The sequence below is a fragment of the Wolbachia endosymbiont (group B) of Aricia artaxerxes genome, assembly GCF_964026975.1.
GTDB lineage: Bacteria > Pseudomonadota > Alphaproteobacteria > Rickettsiales > Anaplasmataceae > Wolbachia.
In genome coordinates this window covers 733,287-755,176 of the sequence record NZ_OZ034718.1, presented here as the reverse complement: position 1 = coordinate 755,176, position 21,890 = coordinate 733,287, and the positions used below count along the sequence as shown (strand labels likewise).

The 21,890-nt window shown below is 33.6% G+C and carries 13 protein-coding genes and 4 pseudogenes; 10 read left to right on the top strand and 7 right to left on the bottom strand.

The genetic code is table 11. The annotated features are described in order from the left end of the window. Positions 1-47 precede the first annotated feature (47 nt). The gene (locus AAGE00_RS03405; RefSeq protein WP_341815355.1) at positions 48-1,424 is read left to right on the top strand and encodes an ankyrin repeat domain-containing protein; all 1,377 of its coding nucleotides are present in this window, start codon (positions 48-50) and stop codon (positions 1,422-1,424) included. Between the two features lie 60 nt (positions 1,425-1,484). Here the strand turns inward: AAGE00_RS03405 and mutS are convergent, their stop codons facing one another. After that, complete coding sequence (mutS, locus tag AAGE00_RS03400) at positions 1,485-3,986, bottom strand: DNA mismatch repair protein MutS (RefSeq protein ID WP_017531728.1); 2,502 nt, start codon at positions 3,984-3,986, stop codon at positions 1,485-1,487. Between the two features lie 113 nt (positions 3,987-4,099). Here mutS and AAGE00_RS03395 point away from each other — a divergent pair, with 113 nt between their 5' ends. Then, entirely contained in the window at positions 4,100-6,427 is a 2,328-nt protein-coding gene (locus tag AAGE00_RS03395) for an ankyrin repeat domain-containing protein (protein WP_213863756.1), read from the top strand. 50 nt (positions 6,428-6,477) lie between these two features. On the opposite strand, the gene AAGE00_RS03390 is transcribed toward AAGE00_RS03395, so the two are convergent. Next, positions 6,478-8,568: a heme lyase CcmF/NrfE family subunit gene (locus AAGE00_RS03390; RefSeq protein WP_007302894.1), complete on the bottom strand. Its 2,091-nt coding sequence runs from the start codon at positions 8,566-8,568 to the stop codon at positions 6,478-6,480. A gap of 146 nt (positions 8,569-8,714) precedes the next feature. On the opposite strand from AAGE00_RS03390, the gene AAGE00_RS03385 reads away from it, so the two are divergent. Continuing rightward, complete coding sequence (locus tag AAGE00_RS03385; protein ID WP_007302893.1) at positions 8,715-9,956, top strand: hypothetical protein; 1,242 nt, start codon at positions 8,715-8,717, stop codon at positions 9,954-9,956. A 214-nt stretch (positions 9,957-10,170) separates the two neighbouring features. Here AAGE00_RS03385 and AAGE00_RS03380 read toward each other — a convergent pair whose 3' ends face one another. Next, a complete protein-coding gene (locus AAGE00_RS03380; RefSeq protein ID WP_341815354.1) occupies positions 10,171-10,680 on the bottom strand; it encodes a RadC family protein in 510 nt (169 codons plus the stop codon). A 102-nt stretch (positions 10,681-10,782) separates the two neighbouring features. Between AAGE00_RS03380 and AAGE00_RS03375 the strand changes: the two genes are divergently transcribed. Beyond that, positions 10,783-11,742, top strand: coding sequence for an IS5 family transposase (locus AAGE00_RS03375; protein ID WP_341815149.1), 960 nt, complete (start codon positions 10,783-10,785; stop codon positions 11,740-11,742). 45 nt (positions 11,743-11,787) lie between these two features. Here AAGE00_RS03375 and AAGE00_RS03370 read toward each other — a convergent pair. Next, a pseudogene (locus AAGE00_RS03370) lies at positions 11,788-11,979 on the bottom strand (hypothetical protein); the annotation flags it as partial. A gap of 730 nt (positions 11,980-12,709) precedes the next feature. On the opposite strand from AAGE00_RS03370, the gene AAGE00_RS03365 reads away from it, so the two are divergent. Then, a complete protein-coding gene (locus tag AAGE00_RS03365) occupies positions 12,710-13,816 on the top strand; it encodes a D-alanyl-D-alanine carboxypeptidase family protein (protein ID WP_012482049.1) in 1,107 nt (368 codons plus the stop codon). 32 nt (positions 13,817-13,848) lie between these two features. Here the strand turns inward: AAGE00_RS03365 and AAGE00_RS03360 are convergent, their stop codons facing one another. The 3 genes from AAGE00_RS03360 to AAGE00_RS03350 form a co-directional block, all read right to left on the bottom strand. Next, positions 13,849-15,189 (bottom strand): DNA recombination protein RmuC, encoded by a 1,341-nt coding sequence (locus AAGE00_RS03360; protein ID WP_007302846.1) that lies wholly within the window; start codon positions 15,187-15,189, stop codon positions 13,849-13,851. 273 nt (positions 15,190-15,462) lie between these two features. Next, the gene (locus tag AAGE00_RS03355) at positions 15,463-16,623 is read right to left on the bottom strand and encodes a porin (RefSeq protein ID WP_265025370.1); all 1,161 of its coding nucleotides are present in this window, start codon (positions 16,621-16,623) and stop codon (positions 15,463-15,465) included. Positions 16,624-16,723: 100 nt separating this feature from the next. Then, positions 16,724-17,527, bottom strand: coding sequence for a hypothetical protein (locus AAGE00_RS03350; protein ID WP_264685015.1), 804 nt, complete (start codon positions 17,525-17,527; stop codon positions 16,724-16,726). Positions 17,528-17,899: 372 nt separating this feature from the next. Here AAGE00_RS03350 and AAGE00_RS03345 point away from each other — a divergent pair. The 5 genes and pseudogenes from AAGE00_RS03345 (at position 17,900) to AAGE00_RS03325 (ending at position 21,803) form a co-directional block, all read left to right on the top strand. After that, a pseudogene (locus tag AAGE00_RS03345) lies at positions 17,900-18,600 on the top strand (IS6 family transposase). A 152-nt stretch (positions 18,601-18,752) separates the two neighbouring features. Beyond that, positions 18,753-18,894 (top strand): annotated as a pseudogene (locus tag AAGE00_RS03340) (IS66 family transposase); the annotation flags it as partial. A gap of 493 nt (positions 18,895-19,387) precedes the next feature. Further along, entirely contained in the window at positions 19,388-20,806 is a 1,419-nt protein-coding gene (locus AAGE00_RS03335; protein WP_012481774.1) for an AAA family ATPase, read from the top strand. A gap of 69 nt (positions 20,807-20,875) precedes the next feature. Continuing rightward, positions 20,876-21,034 carry a hypothetical protein gene (locus tag AAGE00_RS03330; protein ID WP_341815353.1) on the top strand — a complete coding sequence of 53 codons (159 nt, stop codon included), beginning with the start codon at positions 20,876-20,878 and terminating at the stop codon, positions 21,032-21,034. Between the two features lie 68 nt (positions 21,035-21,102). Beyond that, positions 21,103-21,803, top strand: a pseudogene (locus AAGE00_RS03325) (IS6 family transposase). The last annotated feature ends 87 nt before the right edge of the window (positions 21,804-21,890 follow it).

The following is a 21,890-nucleotide window of genomic DNA, read 5'->3' as shown; positions in this document are numbered from 1 at the left end:
ATTCTGATTTAGATATACTTTTTTATTATGTGTGTTGAGGTGTATTTATGAACCCTGAAGAATTAAAAGAAATTTTAGCTAAAAAAGAGAGGGTGAATGCTGTAATAAAAGATCTTGTTGATACTGTCACCAAAAATGATTTAGAAAAAGTAAAGTCAATTTTTGAGGAAAATAGTTCCATTATTCGAGATGTTGTCACTGAGGTTAATTCCCAAAGCGGTACAAATTTATTAAAGTGTTCTACTAATAACAAAATGGCCGAATATCTAATAGAAAAGGGTATAAGCTTTAGCGCTGCAGTCACAAAGGCAGTTAAAAGAAGAGATTTAGAGTCAGTAAAATCAATCTGTCAGATTAACAGCTTAATAGCTAAAGATGAGTTATCGCAAAATCCTGAGCCACTAGAATCTGCAACTTATGATCACAAATTTAATGATAAAATTGCAAGGTATTTGATTGAACAAGGTGCAAATCCTAATGCAACTGATCATCTTGGTCGTTACTTACTTCATCTGCAAACTGCACAAGGCAATTTCGAAGGAGCTAAGGCTTTAATAGAAAACGGTGCGGATGTTAACTTAATAAATCAAGAGGTAAAAAGCTATCAGAACTTAATTATTGGTGGTAGTGCGTTAAAGGGTCAAACTGCGTTGAATTTTGCAATTAGAATATATTACAGACATAAAGACATAGACGATCAAAAATCTGATAAAACCTTAAAATTTATAAGTTATTTAATAGAACACAAAGCAAACTTAAATATCAAAGATTGTAATGAGATGGTCCCTTTAGATATTGCTATATTTCATAATTCTCCAAAGATAGTAGAATTATTGATAAAAGCTGGTGCTGATCTTAATGTTGGAAGGAAAAAAGCAGAAGGTGTTTTAAAGTATGCAATTACTGAAGGGCATATAGATATAGGGAAAGCTACAATTCGATATATTTTGGAACATGACTCACACTGGTTAACAACTTCAAATAAACCAGATCTTCTCAATGACCAACAAGAGTTATCAAACTATTGGGATGAATATAAAGCTCAAGTTAAAGAGCTTCATGATATAGTGGAAGATAGAATTGACTTGACTGGTGACGGCTCTACCCGTCCTATAATGAGAACAGTGAGTGGCTTTTTAGATCATGAAAGTAGAAAAAATCTAGTAAAATCATCATTTATATCTAGTGCTGAGGCACCAGAAAATTTTTGTCCGAGAAAGCTGGCTGTTATAAGTGTAGCTGCAATAACTTGCGCTTTAGCATTATATTTTCTTGCTCCATTAATCATTGGGTCTTCTGCTGGAATTGGTACTCAACTAGCATTAGGAGCTGTAGGTGCAGTTGTAGGTGGTGGAATTGGAATCTTGACTAATGTGGCAATCGATCAATGCTACGTTAATTCAGTTACTCAGAAAGCTGACTAAAATTAAAGCGCCATAGATTGCTAAAATCCATAATTGTGGAGTAATATAATGTTACTTTCCTCAAGCCTTTAGCTCCTCAAATACTTCTCTTGCTCTGTTTAAAACAGAATCAGGAAAACCAGCAAGTTTTGCTACATGTATTCCATATGACTCATCTGCAATGCCTTCAATTACTTCATGTAAAAAGATGACTTCTCCTTTCCATTCTTTTATTTTCATACAAAAACATTTCACATTTTCTAAGTATTCACCTACTTTAGTCAATTCATGATAATGAGTTGCAAAAATGGCGCGGCACTTATTTACATTGTGAATATGTTCAATCACCGCCTGTGCAATAGATAATCCATCATACACCCCTGTGCCCCTACCAATTTCATCAAGTATCACCAAGGAACGGTCCGTTGCCTGATTTACTATCGTTGCTGTTTCGATCATCTCTACCATGAAGGTAGAATAACCAGCTGTTATATTATCCGTTGCGCCAACCCTGCTGAATATCTTGTCAATCACTCCTACATGCGCACTCTCTGCTGGCACAAATGACCCCATGTGAGCTAAAACTGCAATGAGAGCGTTTTGCCTCAAAAAAGTGCTTTTTCCAGCCATATTAGGACCAGTAATTAGATGTATACCAGCTAAATTGATGCTATTTGCAATGAATTTATCGTTAACTTCAACCACTGGGTGTCTTCCGCTACAGATATTGAACTCTTTGCTGTCATCAATAATGGGTTTTACGTAATTATTTTGCACTGCAAGCTCTGCAAATGCGGTTCTAATATCAAGTTTTGCCAAAGCATTTGCAGCAAGAGCAATTTTTTCAGATTCTTTAGCGACTTCACTACACAGTTCACTAAAAATTTTCATTTCTAAGCCGATTGCAGCATCACGTGCCGTAAGAATTTTATTTTCTAGTTCTTTCAATTCATTAGTAGTGTAGCGCATGCTATTTGCTAAGCTTTGTCTATGAATAAATATATCCGAAGTTATTTTGTGATTTGCCGACACTTCAACGTAATAACCAAGTATATTGTTGTGTAATATTTTGAGTGCAGCAATGCCAGTTAGGTCGCGATAAGATTCACGGAGCTTAGTTACCAACTTGTTACTGTTGTTCAATATATAAGATAACTCAGATAATTCTGAGTTGTATTTTGGATTGATAAATCCTCCTTCTTTTACGGAACTGAGGTTGTTATCAAGTATAGCGCTGTTTAGAAGCTCGAATAGATCTTTATGATTACCAAGACTTTTATGTATTGTGCTTAGTTCACTCTCGTCACTACTTATCACCTGAACTGGTTCCTTTTCTCTGGTCAAGCACTGGAATGACATCTGAGAGTTAATTTCTGATTTTTCACTTAAACAATAATTATGCAAGGTAGACAGAAACTCAGACAACTCTAAAGTTTTTCCTAGGCCTATTTTTAATAGGTTCATATCCTTTGGTGAACCACGCCCTAGTATTAGGCGCGATAAAGACCTCTCAATATCTGGAATGTTAGATAATATCTCTCGTATTTTTCTGCGTGGCTCATGATTATTTACAAAAAATTGAGCGGTGCTGAGCCTCAAATTAATTGCCTTAGAGCAAGCAAGGGGTGAAGCGAGCATTTGTTTGAGCAGGCGTCCACCAGAGGCTGTTACTGTGTGATCAATAACTGAAATTAGTGAACCTTTCTTTTCACCAAATTGAGTTGAAAACAACTCAAGGTTTCTCCTTGCTGAAGCATCAATAAGCATGAAATTTTGTTGCTTATAGGTTTTTGGGAATTCAAGCCTTGGAATGGAGCCCCTTTGTGTTACTCTGACATATTCAAGCAGTGCACCACACGCCATGATTTCTACTTTGCTGAAATTTCCTATACTCCCAAGTTCCCTGATTTTATAAAACTCGCATAACGTTCTGTGAGATTTACTATACTCAAAAAAACTCTGTGCGTGTTGTGTAATTGATATTTTATAATTTTTTAAAATCGATCTAATTTTTTCGTCCTCAATGAATTTTTCAGAAATTAATAATTCTCTTGGTGATATACGCAATAAATCACTATCTAGAGCCTTCAAACTTGTTAAAGTGTGAAAAAATTTTCCCGTCGATAATTCAAGCCAACTAATAGCATATTCATCATTTTGTTCAACTATGGATGCGAGATAATTATTGCTTTTATCCTCCAGTAGTGAATCTTCTATAATTGTACCTGGAGTTACAACTCGCACTACATCACGTTTTACTATGGATTTATAGCCCCTCTTTTTTGCTTCATCAGCAGTTTCTAATTGGTCACAGATTGCTACTTTGAATCCTAAATCTATTAGCTTGTGCAGGTAAGACTCACTACTGTGTGCTGGCACTCCACACATTGGTATTTCTTGCCCATTTGAATTGCCCCTCTTGGTTAGCACTATATTCAGCAATTTCGCAGCTTTAATAGCATCATCGAAAAACAACTCATAAAAATCTCCTAGCCTATAAAATAGCAGATGATCCTTGTATTGAGCTTTCAGGTTCAAATATTGCTCCATTACAGGGGTATTTTTTTCTCTTATTAAGTTCATAACATTTTTAAATATGTTAGCAGCAAACCGCTTACTCTGGTGTTGGTTATTTTATTATGGATCAATAATTTTTTTTAGCTATAGTACAAAAACAAATAGTTTGAGGTAGAATTATGGAATATGAACGGTTGTTAAAAATATTAAGGACAATAAGTGACTTAAATGAGAACAATATAATCGAAAGGGTAAAAGAGGAATTGGAAAAAGAAGATCCAGACACGTACAAAAAGTGGCAAGATAATGGATTTAACATAAATTATACATTCGATGATCAAAGTACATTGTTACATATAGCTGCTAGAAATGATCTTGTAAAGATAGCAGAGCTTTTAATAAAAAAAGGGGGTAATGTTAATACAGCAGATCAAGATGGATGGAATCCTTTACACTTTGCTGTTGCAAGTGGCAGTATAGGAGTGGTAGAGATTCTCATAGCAAACGGGGTTAATGTTAATGTAGCAGATCAAAATGGGTTTACTCCTTTGCATTGTGCTGCTCACAATGCAAATAAAGAGATAGTAGAACTCCTATTAGACAAGGGGGCTAATGTTGATGCAGTAAATCAAAATGGGTGTACTCCTTTGCATTGTGCTACTATCAATGGACATGAAGAAATAGTAGAACTCCTATTAGAGAAAAGGGCTAATGTTGACGTAGCGGATGAATACGGGCGTACTTCGTTATGCTGGGCTATTAGAAATGGCTATTCAGAAATAGCAAGAATTCTACTTGAAAACAAAGCAGATCCTTTATTGGGACATAAAAGTTTTAACACATTAAAGCTTTTAATTGAATTAATAAAAAATGATTTTAAGCACTCTAAGAAAGCAGAAGAAACACAGCAACAAGAAGATGATGAATATGAATTGATTAAATACTCGTTGCTACTTCGCAATGACTGCTCCTTAACGGATGTTGTCGAAAGAAGTGCATTTGGCAAGCTGATATCTACGTGGCTTGTTGACATGTCCAACTTAACAGAGAGTCAGAAGGAGTTGAATAAAAAATTCTTAAGTACTTTTAAAGACTTTCCACATGTTACTTATAAGGATTATAAGAACGATGTTGAAAAAATTAAAAAATTTTTACTAGATCATAAAAGTAATCAAGATCTAAAAACCATTCTCAACCTTAAAAGAGGAGAATCTAAACTGACAATACTGCATATTCTATCAAGTATGGAATGTAGCAATTCAAAAGAATGCATAGATTTACTGTTGAATTCAGGTGCTGATCCTAATGAAAAGGACGACACAGGAAGAACGCCTTTGCATTATGCTACTCGTTCTGGTCATTGTGATACAATTATCAAATTGCTTCTAAGGAAAGGAGCTAATCTTGATATAAAGGATAAAAAAGGTAAAACCCCAATAGAATTTGCAGTTAATAATCCCAACCTTAATATTAAAGAGTACTTTTTAACTGATGATGTTATTTATGGAACTTTTCGTAAAAAAACACAAGTTGACTATAATGGAAAAAAGTATTTGTGCAAAAGTGTAAATCTATGGGGAGAGGATTTTCTACTAGATGAGCAAGATCCAGATAAATATTCTGATAAATTAAATGAAGTTCAAGACATAAATCAGCTAGAACAGGTTGTAAATGAAGCTATAAAATCTAAGGTAAGGTTCAATCTTACTTGTGAGGGAAATATATATGAAAATACTTATGAGAGTAAGTATAATTTTACAGATTATGTAATAAGAAGAATTAGTGAATTAAAGATTTTTCAAGTTGAAAGGGACATAGAAGTTGCTAGTCGCATAGTATGTAATTTGGTAAAAAGAGGTGCAGTATTTGAAACTCTAAGTAGTATAATTGTAATTGATAAACTAGAGAAGTTTAAAGACCACAAAGCTAATCTGAAAGAAGCACGTAAAAGCTATATACATTATTCTCTAAGGTTTTTGGAAGCTGCAAAAAACGCAACTACTGGCAAGGTAAAAGAGGCAAAAATGGACAACTTCACTTTCTACTTGAAATACTCAAAGAATAGTATAGTCGAGGTTGCAAAAATCATAAATGGAACAGATGAAAGCACAGAATTTCGAAGAGACGTGATAGCAATCGGTGAAAGCGAGATAGAAATTTTAACGGAAGGTGGGGTAAGAAATTATACTGACCTTATAGGTAATATAGTACTGACTTTTCATACTGATTTGGGAAAAGTAGATGCTAGATTGTATTCTGATGTGCAAGATGAAGGAAAAATTATAGTAGAAGTGAGTAACAAGGAGGAAATATTGGAAAAGTTTAAAAATTATAAAGAAGAGTTAGGTGAGAACTGCTTGCTTGGTGGTTCTTCTGTCTACGACGCTATTAAGCAGGGATATTTTAAAAGGCCTGAGGAAGTAGATTCCATATATCATGTAAGTTCTTCATTAGAAAATATATCTTTATTTCCTATTGTACAACAGAACACAGAGAAAATTCGCTAGCGAGGTTAGTGTTGCTTAGCTTAAGTTTAAATTGCCAAAAAATGCAAACTTTATGATACTGAAGGAACTACTTTTTTGGTAGAAGGCAAAGCAGCAAGGAGCGAGCCAAAAGCGATAAGAAAGGATCCTAGCCAGATTATAGACATTCCAGGTTTATAGTGCACTTTAGCTGCGATTTTGCTCTTACTCTTATCAATCTCTCCAATTACAACATAAATATCAGAAAATAAATTGTGGTAGATACTGCTTTCAACATTTTTCTGACCTTCCGCAAGGTAAAATCTATATTCAGGAGTTACTTCACCTAATATCTTATTATTCAGCAAATTCCTGATATCCATTGTACCCCTCACTGCATGGAAATTTTTTTCTTTTATTAGCTCAATATTTCGTAAAGTAACTTTAAATTTATTGACTGTTATGCTGTCTCCTATTCCCAAGTAGTTTTCTTTTTTCTCCTGCCAACCAACGGAATAAGATATACCAAGCACTAGAATTGCCACTCCAGCATGAGCAAGCATCATTCCATAGTAGGACTTAGAAACTCTTCTTGCTAATAAAATTGATTCACCAAATGCTACCTTAAATAAACAAATTCTTTTACTATATGCTTCTAAAACAAAGATTAATAATGCTATGGAGATGGTAATTGATAGCACAATCATTAGCTCCATGTGAAAGATAAACGGCAAAATAGCTGCAGCACTACAAAATGAAAATCTATATTCACGGAATATTGGCAATAGACTATTTCCCTGCCAACTGCAGTATTGCCCTATCATGGTGAGTACTAGAATAGCTAGTGCAATAGAGTTAAATAAAGAATTGTAATATGGTGCTCCAACTGAAATTAATTCACCGGTTAAATACTCAAGCACTGTAGGGTATAAAGTGCCAACGAACACGATGAAAAAGGCAGTGATGAATAATAAATTGTTCATCAGCATCATCGTAAGGCGTGAAAAGAATCTTCTACCTTCTGTCACTTGAGTAGCAGATTTCTTTTCAGATTCCAATATCGAATACTGGAAAGATGTGTGATTCTTTCTCGTAAACACTACAAATATTACTAAGCTACTGACTGTAATTACACCAAGTAGAGCTAATATATACAGTCCATATCTTGGGTCATCTGCAAACGTGTGCACTGAGGTAAGTATTCCTGAGCGGACTAGAAATGTTCCAGTCACACTCAATATAAAAGTTGTAAGCGTAAGTAAAATAGCGAAATTCCTTAAAGTATTGAAATTTCGTACAACGAGCAACAAATGTGTCAGCGCCACTGCAATTAGCCAAGGCATCAAAGAAACGTTTTCCACTGGATCCCAGAACCAAAATCCACCCCAACCGAGTTCACGATATGCCCACCAGCTACCCAAGCTGATGCCCAAAGTGAGCAGCGACCAAGAAATAAGTACCCAAGGCCTGACAATTTTAGCCCAAACATTTCCTTCAGTATTTAAAATTAATCCAGCTATAGAGAGCGAAAAAGGAATGCTAAATCCAAGGTACCCCAAATATAATACCGGTGGATGAATAGCAAGGCCTATATCCTGCAATATCGGATTAAAACCCAGTCCATCTGTTTCAATGCCTGGCATTTTAGTGAAGGGGCTGGATTCAAGTAAAGTGAACAGTAAAAAACAAAAGCAAATCAAGCCTTGGGTGATAAGAGATATTTTTTTTAATTTACTACCATTAGTTCGTTCTGGTGTCATGCAAGTAGCTGACACTGGAATCCAGTTTTTATTACACTGCCATTTGATGTACTCATTTGCAATTAAATTGTCTGGATCCAAGTAGTCAAGCACTGGGATGACAGAAGGTATATAAATATCCATTAGTAATAAATACATGACAAGCACTAAGGTCCAAAGCAACATAGACCCTTCTTTATTTCCCCAAACACCACAAATCTTATAGATTAAAGGTTTTGTTGTGTGTGAGTGGTAATATACGTTTTCAAGTGAGAAATCATTTTTAATGTGGCAGTAGATCAAAATAGCCATTGATGCTGACACACAAAAAAATATGGCAGAGGAGACGAATCGGTAAGAACTAAACGGTAGAAACAAATACGTTAAAGATAACAAACAGGCTACCAATAACAATATATTCCCAAATTCAGGCATAAGATTCATATAATGATATTACTAATAATAAATTGGGAGTTAAAGTTTTAATATAGGAACAAAGTTAATCTTCAATTATATTAATAGTAAGTAAAAATTAAGCATTAAGCTTTTATACTTTATATTATATAACATTAATATTGTGAGGTAATATTATGGGCACAACTAAGATTAGTGAATTTCTATTCAATATAAAAGGTAAAGTGGCAAAACAACATGCTGAACCAATAATTGAAAAAAATCTCTATACTATTTTAGGATTCAAAGATGTAGAAGATTTAGAACATAAGACAAGTAAGTCCGTTAACAAAAAAATTTGGCAGCTATTTATTGATTGCTTTACAAAGGAAATAGATTATGTAGCAACTAAGCAAGTTGTAAAAAACGTTGTTTGTAATATTGCCAAAAGTGCCCAAGGCAATGCTTTTACTGAAGCTGAAAGCTTAATCTTAAACGAAAAACAAGATAATAAAAAGAGAGAAAGAGCGATTAAAAAAGCTACTAGTATTTTAAAAAAAATCAATCCAGAAAAAGCCTTCAATGAACTTTCAGTAATAAAAAAACAAGCCGAAGATTTTTTACAAACCGATTTTTATAAGGCGCAGAGCAAACCACTGCCAGGATTTGCTACATCTGGTGCACAGCTTTTTGCGGAAACTTTGAAATATATAGAAACACTAGAAAAATTATCAGAAGTTAAAAAGGAAGATTTAACTAAGAGTTTCCTATTAAATTATATTAGTTCACTGAACAAAAAGTATCCTAAATCACAAGGTAAAAGGGAAGATGCTATACGAATACTATCAAGCGATGAGTTGAAGAATTTTTATAATAAAGGTGTAGAGGAAGGAATACTACAACCGCTGGTATCATATAAAGAATGCAGAAATCTGTATGATAAAATGAGCCAAACAAAGGATGAATGTATAATCAAAAAAGAAGAACATGAGAAAGCAAGTAAGTCAATAACCAGTATAATTAGTGACATAAAAAAATGTAGAGAAGCAGTCCTTAGTTGCAAAAATTTTCAGAGCTCCTACATAAAGGAAAAAGCAGAACACCCATTTAGAGGCACCTCATGTCAAAAAATGATTGATATATATCAAGAGAGAATTGCTGGATATCAGGAAAAAATTCGTCAAAACCTAAACCAAATAAGAGCAATATTAAAAGATACGCCGCAAGATGTGGAAAAATTTAAGGAAATAATCAATTGTGTGCATGAAGCAGAGCAGTATGATGAAATTTTTGATTCGGCTTTAATTTGTTTATCGAACATACAGAATAAGCTAGATATTCAACCAGAAAATCCCCTAACAGAACTCAGAGCTTCACAAATCAACGTTGAAATTGAGCTAACTAGGCTCTGTGAACAAAATATTAGAGTAAGCATGTGAGTGCTTCAACAAAATTCAAAAAACCAATAAAGACCTCATAAGTCTTATCAAAATAGGAGATTTCTAATAGTGGCAAATACCATGTATTTCTTTCAATTTGCCACTACCTAAATCACACATTGTCTTCCAGAAGGAAAATTTTTGTTCCACTGGCAACCACCTCATGTATAGCTTTACTTTCATAATAAGAAAAATGGCAAAAGCAATTTTAGATCTACTCTAATAAAAGCCTATTTTCCTTGAAACTAAAATAGCTACTAAATGTGATAATAATATGATCTATTAATTCTATTCCTATGCTTTTGCAAGCTTCTGCAAGCTGTCTAGTGAGAAACATATCGCTACTTGAAGGCTGTATATCTCCACTTGGGTGATTGTGGGATATTACAATCGATGTTGAGCCAATCAAAAGAGCGCGTCTTATGATCTCTCTAACGTAAATAGGAGTTTGATCTACTGTACCAAAGTTCTGCAGATCTTCCGCTATTAGACGATATCTTTTATTCATATAGATGACGCGAAAATTTTCTTTATTAAGGCTTCCTATACTTACTTTTAAATAATCAAGCAAATTTTCCCAGTTATTGATTATAGGTAGGTCCTTTATTTCTTCTCGTGCAGAACGAACAAAAGCCTGTTTCACACAAAAGATAGCAGATATGGCTGCATTATTAACTCCTTCAATATTTTGCAGTGCTTCTAAATCGGCATGGCTTTGTTGCATAGCTAGTGTTGGTTGAGGTTATTGTAAGAAGAAAAGCTTTTTAATATATGGCTACTAACGAATTTTGTTGTAAAATAGGCATTTTTCAAACAAGTACAACTTATGCCACAAAAAATGAGAGTAAGTAACCAAAGAGAATATAACGAGTTTCTCAAAAAAAGAGGAAATGTTTTTCATTTTGTTAATCAAGCCATAGAAAATTGGTATGAAAATAGTCCAAAAGTTGCAGGTGGCAATAACACTTATAGTGATAAAGTTGTAATTTTAATACACATAATAGTTCATCTTTTTAGAATTGGCTTGAGACAAGCTGTAGGTTTTGTAAAAGGTTATATGGTACAAATAGGCAAAAAACTTAAGATTATCAGCTATACACAAGCTTCCAGAAGATTTAAAAAGCTTAATTTGAAGATTGATGACCATAGAAGCAATAAAGATGATCTGGAAAATGTTGAAATTGCCGTAGATAGCACTAGAGTTAGTATCTACAATAATAACGGTGGGCATAGTAAGCTTAATATTCGAAAAAGAAAATACAGTGGTTATGGTCAAGTAAGAAAATTACATGTTGTTTTAAACATAAATGATAAGAAAGCAATAAGCATGAACTACACTAGTGGTGTTGCTGTAGACTATTTGCCGGTCTGCGATATGTTAGAAGAAGTCAGTGATAAATATAACATTTGTTCTATTCGAGCAGATGCGGCTTATGATATAAAAAGTGTGTATAAAGAATGCAGAAAATACAATATTGTGCCTATTATTCGCCCTAGGAAGGATACTAAAATTTGTTTAGCTGACTACTTATCAGAAAGAAACAAGTATATTAGTAGAATTAGGTCATATGAGAATTATGAAGATGGTATTAATGAATGGAAGAAAAAAGTTAAGTATGGAGCACGGTCTTATATTGAAGTCTTTTTCTATAGGTTGAAGCAAATATTTGGGTTTGGCTTGAAAAATAAATCAGAGGTAAATCGTGAAAAAGAGCTGTTAATTAAGTGCTACTTATTGAACAAATTTACTGATATAGGTATGGCTGAATTTAAATTAGCTGCGTAAATTCACTGTGATTTACATGCCTATCAGTGCTATGCAACAAAGCCAATCGGCATTAAAAACTTTATTTAAACTGCCCAAATTTTCTATCAAACTCTTTGCTACTGGCTTTACATCGATTCTACTATATGCTGAATATAAAATGTGTTCTAAAATCTCATAATCAAGCAATGATTGTCCGTTATCTAAAATAATTCTCTCTCTTAGGCGCTTTCTATGACCTTTTTTGTAATCTTTCATTATTCATGAATTGCTTATCTCTTATAATAAGAAATTGAATTTTTAAGTAAAATATTTAATAAAACACATGAAGCATAATTGTAAATTTTTGAAGACAGCAAATGAAAGTAGCCCCTCTCTTGTCATCCCCTGCTCCCTCCTTCTTGTCATTCAAGTAGCCTCATCCCAGTGTCCCTTCTATATATCATCCCAGTGCTCCTTCTATGTCATCCCAGTGCTCCTTCTATGTCATCCCAGTGCTCCTTCTATGTCATCCCAGTGCTTGACACTGGTTTCTTACCAACAAAAACCTAGCATAACTTTTGTGCTCAAAAAATTTCCAGCATCAAGTGCTGGCCTGAAGCTTTAGCTGTAAATGTTAAGAAATTTACCAAGCGAAAAAAAAGGCAAAAAAATCCCCGTGTAACGAGTTTTGACCCTATAATAATGTAAATTGGCGCTGTAATAATGTGCTAACGCTTAAAATAAGCGCGTTTTGGCTGAATGTAGAAAAAATAAAAAAGACATGCAGCCGCTATAATTTTTATGTAATTTGCCAATAAATATCTGAGTTTTTTACTGAATTTTTGTTGTTGAACCCGCGCGGATCGAAAACAAGGATAAATACTCTTATTGTCATAATAAGGGGGCTGGCGCAGTTTGTCAAGGAAGTTTTATGCGAGAGATCTATTGAAATGCTCGTGCAAAATCATACTATTAATTAGTACACTATAAATTTAAAATTATAAATATGTTAAGCAAATTAGTAACTTTGCTATTAATTTTTATATTTCCTTTTTACTCATACTCATATCAGTTTAGAACCAAAGCAAAGCAAGCAATTGTCTTAGATTTAGCTTCAGACTCGTTCATTTTTGAACACAATTCCAGGGAAAAAATGGCCCCATCTTCAATGAGTAAGTTAATGACTTTATATGTAGCTTTTGACTATCTAAAAGCTGGAATAATAAAAATGGAAGATAAATTTCGAGTAAGTAGAAAAGCATGGGAAAGGAAAGGCTCTTCTATGTTTTTGAAAGAAGGTCAATTTGTTACGGTAAAAGAACTACTTGAAGGAATTACAATTGCCTCAGGTAATGATGCATGCATAGCGCTAGCCGAGGGTATCGCAGGATCAGAAGAGAATTTTGTTGCTGAAATGAATGAAGTTGCACAAGATTTAAATCTTAATGATAGTCATTTTGTTAACTCAAGCGGGTGGCCAGATGAAAACCATTTTATGAGCGCAAAAGACTTGGTAACACTGGCAAAAAGGATTTTTACTGATTTTCCTGAATACTATGATCTATTCTCTGAACAATATTTGACATATAACGATATTGTACAAAAAAATAAAAATCTTTTACTTTTCCATGATATTGGAGTTGATGGTCTAAAGACAGGTCATACAAGTGCTGGTGGTTATGGAATTATAGTATCTGCAAAACGGAACGATAGGAGAATTTTTGCTGTTGTGAATGGTTTGGACACCGAGAAAGAGCGAATAGAGGAAGCAAAAAGACTAATACAATATTCCTTAAATCATTTTAATACCAAGAAAATATTTGCTAAGGATAGCGTAGTTGAAGAAATAAATATTGTTTATGGAAAAGATAAAAAGGTGCCCGTTACAGTTGCAAACGATGTTACCATAACTTATAACCGCAGATTACATGATAAAATTAAAGTGCGTATTGAGTATAAAGATATGGTACCCGCACCAATTAAAAAAGGTCAAGAAGTGGGCAAAATTTTTGTAGAAATACCTGGTACTGAGCAACAAACTATACCTGTTTATACAGCAAATGATGTGCAGAAATTGAGCTATATAAAAAAAATTTTTAGAAAGTTGTTTTAATCAGCAAATGTAAGTTAAGGAGACCTGAAATACTAATCTACTTTCAACCTCTCAGCATGTAAACTGCGTGGTAAAGATTCCAACTCTTTTGCAGCAGTGAGTTCTTTATTTTTTGCATGTATACCAAGCTTATTGAATTCTCGGGCAGCAGGAAACACTCTTGCCTCAAGCGAACCAGCAGTTTTATTGTAATGATCAACAGCACTTTTTAAGCTTCTGCGTAAATTATCAAAATTTTCGCCCATTGTGCAGATTCGCTCATATAAAATATGGCCTAGTTCACTTATTTTCTTTGCATTTTCAGCTATCATCTCTTGCTTCCATCCATAGGCTACTGCCCTAAGTAGCGCGATTAAAGTGATTGGTGTTGCAATAATTACTTTTTTTTCTATTCCAATTTCTATCAAAGCTGGTTCACATTCTAGTGCTGCACTGAAAACCCCTTCTCCTGTTAAAAAAAGTACCACAAGCTCTGGCGTATTTTCAAATTGGTTCCAATATTCCTTTCTGCCTAGATCATTTATATGTTTTTTTATTGCCAGAGAATGATTCTTCAATTTTTCCTTTTGTATCTGTAAATCATTTTGCGACATAGCATCCATGTAAGAATCAAGTGGTACTTTAGCATCTATTATTATTTGCTTTCCTGATGGCATTTTTATTATCAAATCAGGACGCAACAAATTGTCCTCATTTTTATCAATTACTGAAGCTTGAGTCAAAAAATCGCAATATTCAATCATTCCCGCCATTTCTACTACTCTTTTTAGCTGCATTTCACCCCATTTTCCCCTAATGTGAGGCTTCCTCAGGGCGTTAGCAAGGCTAGAAGTTTGACTCATTAATGCTCCAATTTGCTCCCTTAAACCTTCATAGGCCCCTACCCTCTCCTTCTCTAGGTCACGTATTTCACTATCGAATTTTTCTAACTTTTCTTTTATTGGAGTGACAACTTCGTTGATCGTTGCTTGCCTTTTTTTGAAATCACTTTCTGTTTCTTTTAGCTTACTATCGATTACTTCCTTCGCTAAATTCAGAAAATTATTGTTGTTTACCTGCAAAGCATCAAGAGAGAGAGCTTTAAAAGTGTTTGTAAGCCTCTCCTCTGCTTTTGTCAGTAATTCTATTTCCTTTTTCTTTTCCTCACGCTCTTTTTGTAGAATTACTTCAAGCTCTGCTTTTTTGACTTTCAACCCAACTATCTCTTCATCCTTATTCAGTAAAGTTCGCTTTGCCTCTTGAAGCTCACGCTCTAATTTAAGTTCAAGATTTGCTTTCTCCTCACTTAGCTTTCTATTCTTTTTTACGACGAAAAAGAGAAATAACAGTAAAAAAAGAAAATTTAACCCGAGAACTATAGAATTGAGAAGCATCAGAATACAGAAAAAACCGCACTCACAATACTATCTAATTTTTCTATATATAAAAAAGAAAAAAGAGAATCAAATGAGGTACTCTTTTGTGAAGGATTTGGTTTACTAATTAATAATCGCCTACACTTGGATTAGTGACATAATGTCTTTTTATTAAAAATCTTATATAATAGTTATTTTTATCATATCAAATAGCACATATATTAACAACTCGATTTTACTCTCATTGCTTACTATTTACCACATTACAACACTTACAAACCGGTTATTTCATTAAAAACTTAGCTTCAGCCCAGCCAAAAGCACATACCCGGAGTTATTACTTTCGATTTCAGGTTCTTTGGTACTAAATTTTACAATATCGAAGTAGTATGAAGTGCCAAGAGCTAATGGATATTCAAGACTGAAAGCCTGTGATGTTAATTCGTTTGTACCTTTGCCTACAATATCCCTGCTACTACTAAAATATGTTAAGCTCACTTTACGAGAATCAGAATGATAAGCAACACCTGCATTTATATAATTCATATTACTTGTTTCAGGACTACGTTTCTCACCAGATTTACCGCCATTACCGTACGAAAAAATGCAATCAAGTTCAAAAAGTTTTAGCTTCAAGCCAAAATTCCAGTGTAGCAATTGATTACGGCATTTATAATTTTCAGAAGTACCATCCGAGCAATCAGTTAAATTTTCTCTTGCAAACTCACCAGTAAAAGCAGTAGTAAAATTTATTTCATCTGATAAGCCATTTTTATAGGAAAGACCAGCGGCTATTAGATTGTTATATTGCAAATTATTTTTTCCTGGAACATAACTGAGTCCAAGTTGAAAGTTATAGATTTCAGGAGAAATATAGTTTATCGTTGGTTGTTTTAACTTCAGCTCTAGTCCATTATAGTCGCTGTAAATATTGGGTTTTACCCAAAATACCTCATCTTTATCATACCCAGGATCATTATCTTTTTTTTCATTACCGCGCAAATTTGAGTAATTTGTCCAATGACCATTTATTCCTCCGGCAGCTGTGTAAATTTTTGAAGTGTTAATTAACATACTCTGACTAACTAAACTTCCTTTACCATATTCAATTGATCCAAATTCCTGGTTCTTTATGATAAAATACCACTTCTCCATTTCTAACTTTTCTATGTCTAGTGCCTTTAAGTTTGCAATACCAGAAACTCCTACCTTAACATTAAACCCCATTTGTGTATTTGGATAAACTTGCTGCAAATAAAGAAAGCGCAGGTCTGAATAGCTTGAGGTCTTGTCTTTTGTAGAGCTAAAAGAATCTTTATTGAAAGCGTAGCCAAATCTTAAATCTACTTTTCCATCTAGTTCTACATAAAACATCTCCTTATCCAGAATTACCCTAGCGTTAGCACTTCCTCCCACAAGTAATGATAAAAATAGTGTGATTAGTAACCTCATAGGTAAGCTTAAATTCTTAATATAAGCTTAACAGAAATAAAAAACAATCCTTATATTGTGTAGAACTTAGATACTACAAACCAATTAATGACAAAAGCGTTTAAGCATTCTTCACACTATGTTTTTGAATTATATTTCCATAAATAATTGATATGCTTGATAGTTTTCGCTTTAATAACTGCTTGTTAATGGAAGAATGTATACGATTAACTATTTTAGATGTGTTATTTGCATCACAGTTCATCAAAATAAAAAGTACCTTATTCTCATCAATACATCCTAAAAAATCATCACTACGGCAATTTTTATAAAAATGTTCTATGATAATTTTTAGTGTATCATTTTCCTTATTACAACTGCTGTTTAAACCTATTATTCCTATAACTGCATTAATTTGATATTCAAAGGCAAAATTCAATATGACATATAACTCCAAAATCGTTGAATCATTGTCTGGTATATCAAACAAGTTGTGTTTTTTATATTTCTTACCCATCAGATATTTATCCCTAAACATTGCTAGCTTATGAAACAGGCTAATGTCACGTATCAATAGCTCATAATTAATCTTGCTATTAGTAAATTGCGTTGTGCGAAAAACTTTTACCTTTGTTTTTATATCTTCTCCTTTAGCGTCGATTAAAGAAAAGCCTATCACTTTTGGCAATATATCGGGCAAATCGCGCCCATCTTCAGTATACTCCAAATAGCTTTTCATATCTTCAGCTGCTCTTGCACTTAAAATATTGATTAACGGCTTATTAAGTAAATTCCCTTCTTCACATTTTAATAAATTCCTTGCTGCTTGATTGAGTCCCAAGATTAACACGTTTTTTTTCTCATTATCCTGAGAAACAGATATCACAGCATCATCTTTCCTTCTTGCCGTTATAAAATCTTCCATGCTTTCATTCTATAAAATGTATTTACCAGTATAATAAAGTTGTATTAAGATTTATTTACCTATTGATATACTTAATCAAGTATAGGCAAGCATAACATAACCAGCTATTTCTAAGTGATGATAAAGGAAGCAAAATTACAAATGTAATTTTGCTTGTTTTCTTTAATACCTTCATCACAACAACTGATTTTGCTGTATTGGATTAGATGGTTGAATATAACCTAAACTACTGTGACACGATTCTTCGTATGACGGTGGTGATGAACACGATTCCTCGTATGAAGGGGTTCTGTCGCATCTATAAATCCTGGTATGTAACATTTGTAGGAAAGTAGAAAAGAAGTGATATGATCATCTAAAAAAAAAGCAAAGATGTTTCGTATTAGTTCAAAATTATTGCCATATTTCAAAGGATTTAGCTTTTCAGCAGAGATAATAATGTTATCTGTATATATGAAATGTAGATTCTCTTTGAGCTATCGAGATTTGGAAGAAATGCTGAGTATAAGGGGAGCAAAAATTGATCATGCTACGTTACAAAGGTGGGTTATCAGATTTGTGCCACTGATAGATGAAGCGGTAAGGAAAAGGAAGAAGCAGGTTGGCAGTAGCTGGAGAATGGACGAGACCTACGTTAAATTAAACGGCAAATGGGTTTATCTATACAGAGCACTATTGGTAATACTGTAGACTTTCTGTTGTGTGCTCGTAGAGACAAGTCTGCGGCACTTGCGTTCTTTCGTAAAGCCTTTAGAGAGAATAACCTTCCTGAGAAAGTAGTAATTGATAAAAGCGGCAGTAATACTGCTGCTCTTGATGATTTGAATACAGAAATTTCTGAAGATTGTAGAATCATGGTTTTTCAAATAAAATATCTAAATAATATTGTCGAACAAGATCATAGATTTATCAAAAAACGAATAAAGCCAATGCTTGGTTTTAAGAGCTTCCACTCCGCAAAGATTACCATTACCGGCATAGAAAATATTCGTATGATTCAAAAAAGACAAATTATCGGGGCTAATGATAATGTTTCTACTTTTGAGAATTTTGCTATGCTAATTGCTCTATAACTCCCATAATCCCAGTTTAACGATCTTCTTGTACCACAATTTATAGATGCGACAGAACCAACATCTTTGCTTTTTTTTTAGATGATCATATCACTTCTTTTCTACTTTCCTACAAATGTTACATACCAGGATTTATAGATGCGACAGAACCTTATGTTGTCTATCGTAAGAATTCATATTTTGCACAGTCAGAGCGAGGGAATAGATTCCTTGAGCGGATAATTTCTCTGTATCTCACTTGGAGACAAAAAAAAGTTAAATCCATTTCAAAACCTTTTATCTATTGTCTCTTAAGCCGCACCTCTGAACGGATACCCGTAATTGGGTTTTAAAGCGATTCTACAACCTCAGGGTACAACTATACCACCAAGACCCAAGTTACTCACATAGGGTAGCTTAAAACTCGATTATGAGGTACTTCTAAATTATCTTTTACCTTAAACTTTCACTTACTAGAAAGAGCCCTGTTCAATTTTATTATGTTTTTTATTCCTTGTAAAATATTTTTTCAAAAAAGTGAACAGTTTTTGTAATTTCGGTGAAACAAGAGCTGGTTTTGGAGGTCTTATTGAAATATAACGACTTTTATCTAAAATTCTTAAGTTGAGTTTTTAGGTAATCTGTATAAATAATTTGTAGATGAAGCTAAAGGAAAAAAGTTTTGCCATAAACATAAGCTACAAAACCCTCTCAATAATTCAAGATGGAGACAAAGATCTAAATTTATTTATTTACGTCTCTAATTTTATCTCGTATAATGGAGACAAAGATTTATATTTTGTGTTTTATGTCTCCATTATTTATTGGTAGAAAAACTGAGTTAAAACAACTACTGGAGCTTACAGAAAAAAATACTGCATCTTTTGTAGTAGTCAAAGGAAGGCGTCGTATAGGAAAAAGTCGTTTAATTCAAGAGTTTGGTAAATACTTCGAGCAATATTACTCCTTTATAGGTTTGCCACCAGAAAAGCATACTACAATGTCCTACCAACTTAATGAATTTTCTAGACAAGTTGCTAGACAATTTAATACATCTTTTGCTAGGTATGATGACTGGAGCGATTTACTATGGGCAGTTGGTGAACGTCTACTATCAGGAAAAACATTATTGCTGTTTGATGAAATTTCTTGGATGGGCTCAAAAGATCCAACCTTTTTAGGCAAAATAAAAAATTTTTGGGATACGCAGCTAAAAAATAATAACAAGTTAATTTTCGTTGTTTGTGGATCAGCTTCATCCTGGATCGAGAAAAATATACTTAGCAGCACTGGTTTCGTAGGGAGAATATCGTTAACTTTAACACTCGGAGAATTATCACTTTCTGATTGCAATGAATTTTGGCCGAAAAATATTTCAGCATATGAAAAATTTAAGGTGCTTGCAGTAACTGGCGGAATTCCAAAGTATTTAGAGGAGGTAAATTTTAAACATAGCGCTGAAGAAAATATTAAAAGGCTTTGTTTTACAAAAGGTGGGTTTTTAGTTGAAGAATTTAATCAAATATTCTCAGATTTATTCATGCGAAAAACGGCTTTTTATAAGCAAATAGTCAGAGCTCTTTCTACTGGAGCTAAAGAACAAGAAGAAATTTGTGCTACTTTAAATATCGTAAGACATGGACGCATTTCTGAGTATCTATATGAACTTGAGCTTGCTGGTTTTATTGCAAAGGATCATACTTGGAGTATAAAAACTGGTACTGATTCACGACTCAGGAGGTACAGACTTCAAGATAATTATTTAAGGTTTTATCTAAAATATATCGAAAAAGATCTAGGAAAAATTAGTCGTGACACCTATTCTATAGGGTTCTTACCAGAGTGGTATACAATTATTGGGCTTCAATTTGAAAATTTGGTGCTGAACAATAGAAAGAGTATACATAATATCTTAGGAATTGATAGAATAATAAGCGAGAATCCATTTTTTCAGAAAAGAACACGTAATAGTGCAGGTTGTCAAATTGATTATATGATTCAAACGAAGTTTAACACTCTCTACATTTGCGAAATCAAATTTTCAAAAGATAAAATTGGTCATTCAATAATACAAGAGTTACAAAAGAAAATAGATGCACTAAATCGTCCAAAAGGCTTTTCATGTCGTCCAGTCCTTATCCACGTTAATGATGTAAGTGATGATGTTATAGATAGTGGTTACTTTTCACACATAATTGATTTTGGAAAATTATTAAATTGTAAGTAATGGTTTTTCTGACTTTAAAATAGTGTCTTTTTAGTTTTTATGTTTATTCTTAACTTATAGAGGTTGCTTATGACTGATACTTTAACTTTAAAAGAGGGAGATATTGAAACTACTGCTTTTGATAATAGCAATTTTACTAGAGTATTACACGATGGAGAATGGTGGTACGTAATAACAGAAGTAATAGCTTTTCTGACAGGTAGTAAGAAGGTTCTGTCGCATCTATAAATCCTGGTATGTAACATTTGTAGGAAAGTAGAAAAGAAGTGATATGATCATCTAAAAAAAAAGCAAAGATGTTTCGTATTAGTTCAAAATTATTGCCATATTTCAAAGGATTTAGCTTTTCAGCAGAGATAATAATGTTATCTGTATATATGAAATGTAGATTCTCTTTGAGCTATTGAGATTTGGAAGAAATGCTGAGTATAAGGGGAGCAAAAATTGATCATGCTACGTTACAAAGGTGGGTTATCAGATTTGTGCCACTGATAGATGAAGCGGTAAGGAAAAGGAAGAAGCAGGTTGGCAGTAGCTGGAGAATGGACGAGACCTACGTTAAATTAAACGGCAAATGGGTTTATCTATACAGAGCACTATTGGTAATACTGTAGACTTTCTGTTGTGTGCTCGTAGAGACAAGTCTGCGGCACTTGCGTTCTTTCGTAAAGCCTTTAGAGAGAATAACCTTCCTGAGAAAGTAGTAATTGATAAAAGCGGCAGTAATACTGCTGCTCTTGATGATTTGAATACAGAAATTTCTGAAGATTGTAGAATCATGGTTTTTCAAATAAAATATCTAAATAATATTGTCGAACAAGATCATAGATTTATCAAAAAACGAATAAAGCCAATGCTTGGTTTTAAGAGCTTCCACTCCGCAAAGATTACCATTACCGGCATAGAAAATATTCGTATGATTCAAAAAAGACAAATTATCGGGGCTAATGATAATGTTTCTACTTTTGAGAATTTTGCTATGCTAATTGCTCTATAACTCCCATAATCCCAGTTTAACGATCTTCTTGTACCACAATTTATAGATGCGACAGAACCAAAACCCATACTCACCCAACCTAATCAA

What these genes read in the sequence shown, in the direction of transcription:
- AAGE00_RS03405 (WP_341815355.1), top strand. Translation starts at nt 48, where the DNA reads ATGAACCCTGAAGAATTAAAAGAAATTTTAGCTAAAAAAGAGAGGGTG.
- mutS (WP_017531728.1), bottom strand. Translation starts at nt 3,986, where the DNA reads ATGAACTTAATAAGAGAAAAAAATACCCCTGTAATGGAGCAATATTTG.
- AAGE00_RS03395 (WP_213863756.1), top strand. Translation starts at nt 4,100, where the DNA reads ATGGAATATGAACGGTTGTTAAAAATATTAAGGACAATAAGTGACTTA.
- AAGE00_RS03390 (WP_007302894.1), bottom strand. Translation starts at nt 8,568, where the DNA reads ATGAATCTTATGCCTGAATTTGGGAATATATTGTTATTGGTAGCCTGT.
- AAGE00_RS03385 (WP_007302893.1), top strand. Translation starts at nt 8,715, where the DNA reads ATGGGCACAACTAAGATTAGTGAATTTCTATTCAATATAAAAGGTAAA.
- AAGE00_RS03380 (WP_341815354.1), bottom strand. Translation starts at nt 10,680, where the DNA reads ATGCAACAAAGCCATGCCGATTTAGAAGCACTGCAAAATATTGAAGGA.
- AAGE00_RS03375 (WP_341815149.1), top strand. Translation starts at nt 10,783, where the DNA reads ATGCCACAAAAAATGAGAGTAAGTAACCAAAGAGAATATAACGAGTTT.
- AAGE00_RS03365 (WP_012482049.1), top strand. Translation starts at nt 12,710, where the DNA reads ATGTTAAGCAAATTAGTAACTTTGCTATTAATTTTTATATTTCCTTTT.
- AAGE00_RS03360 (WP_007302846.1), bottom strand. Translation starts at nt 15,189, where the DNA reads ATGCTTCTCAATTCTATAGTTCTCGGGTTAAATTTTCTTTTTTTACTG.
- AAGE00_RS03355 (WP_265025370.1), bottom strand. Translation starts at nt 16,623, where the DNA reads ATGAGGTTACTAATCACACTATTTTTATCATTACTTGTGGGAGGAAGT.
- AAGE00_RS03350 (WP_264685015.1), bottom strand. Translation starts at nt 17,527, where the DNA reads ATGGAAGATTTTATAACGGCAAGAAGGAAAGATGATGCTGTGATATCT.
- AAGE00_RS03335 (WP_012481774.1), top strand. Translation starts at nt 19,388, where the DNA reads ATGTCTCCATTATTTATTGGTAGAAAAACTGAGTTAAAACAACTACTG.
- AAGE00_RS03330 (WP_341815353.1), top strand. Translation starts at nt 20,876, where the DNA reads ATGACTGATACTTTAACTTTAAAAGAGGGAGATATTGAAACTACTGCT.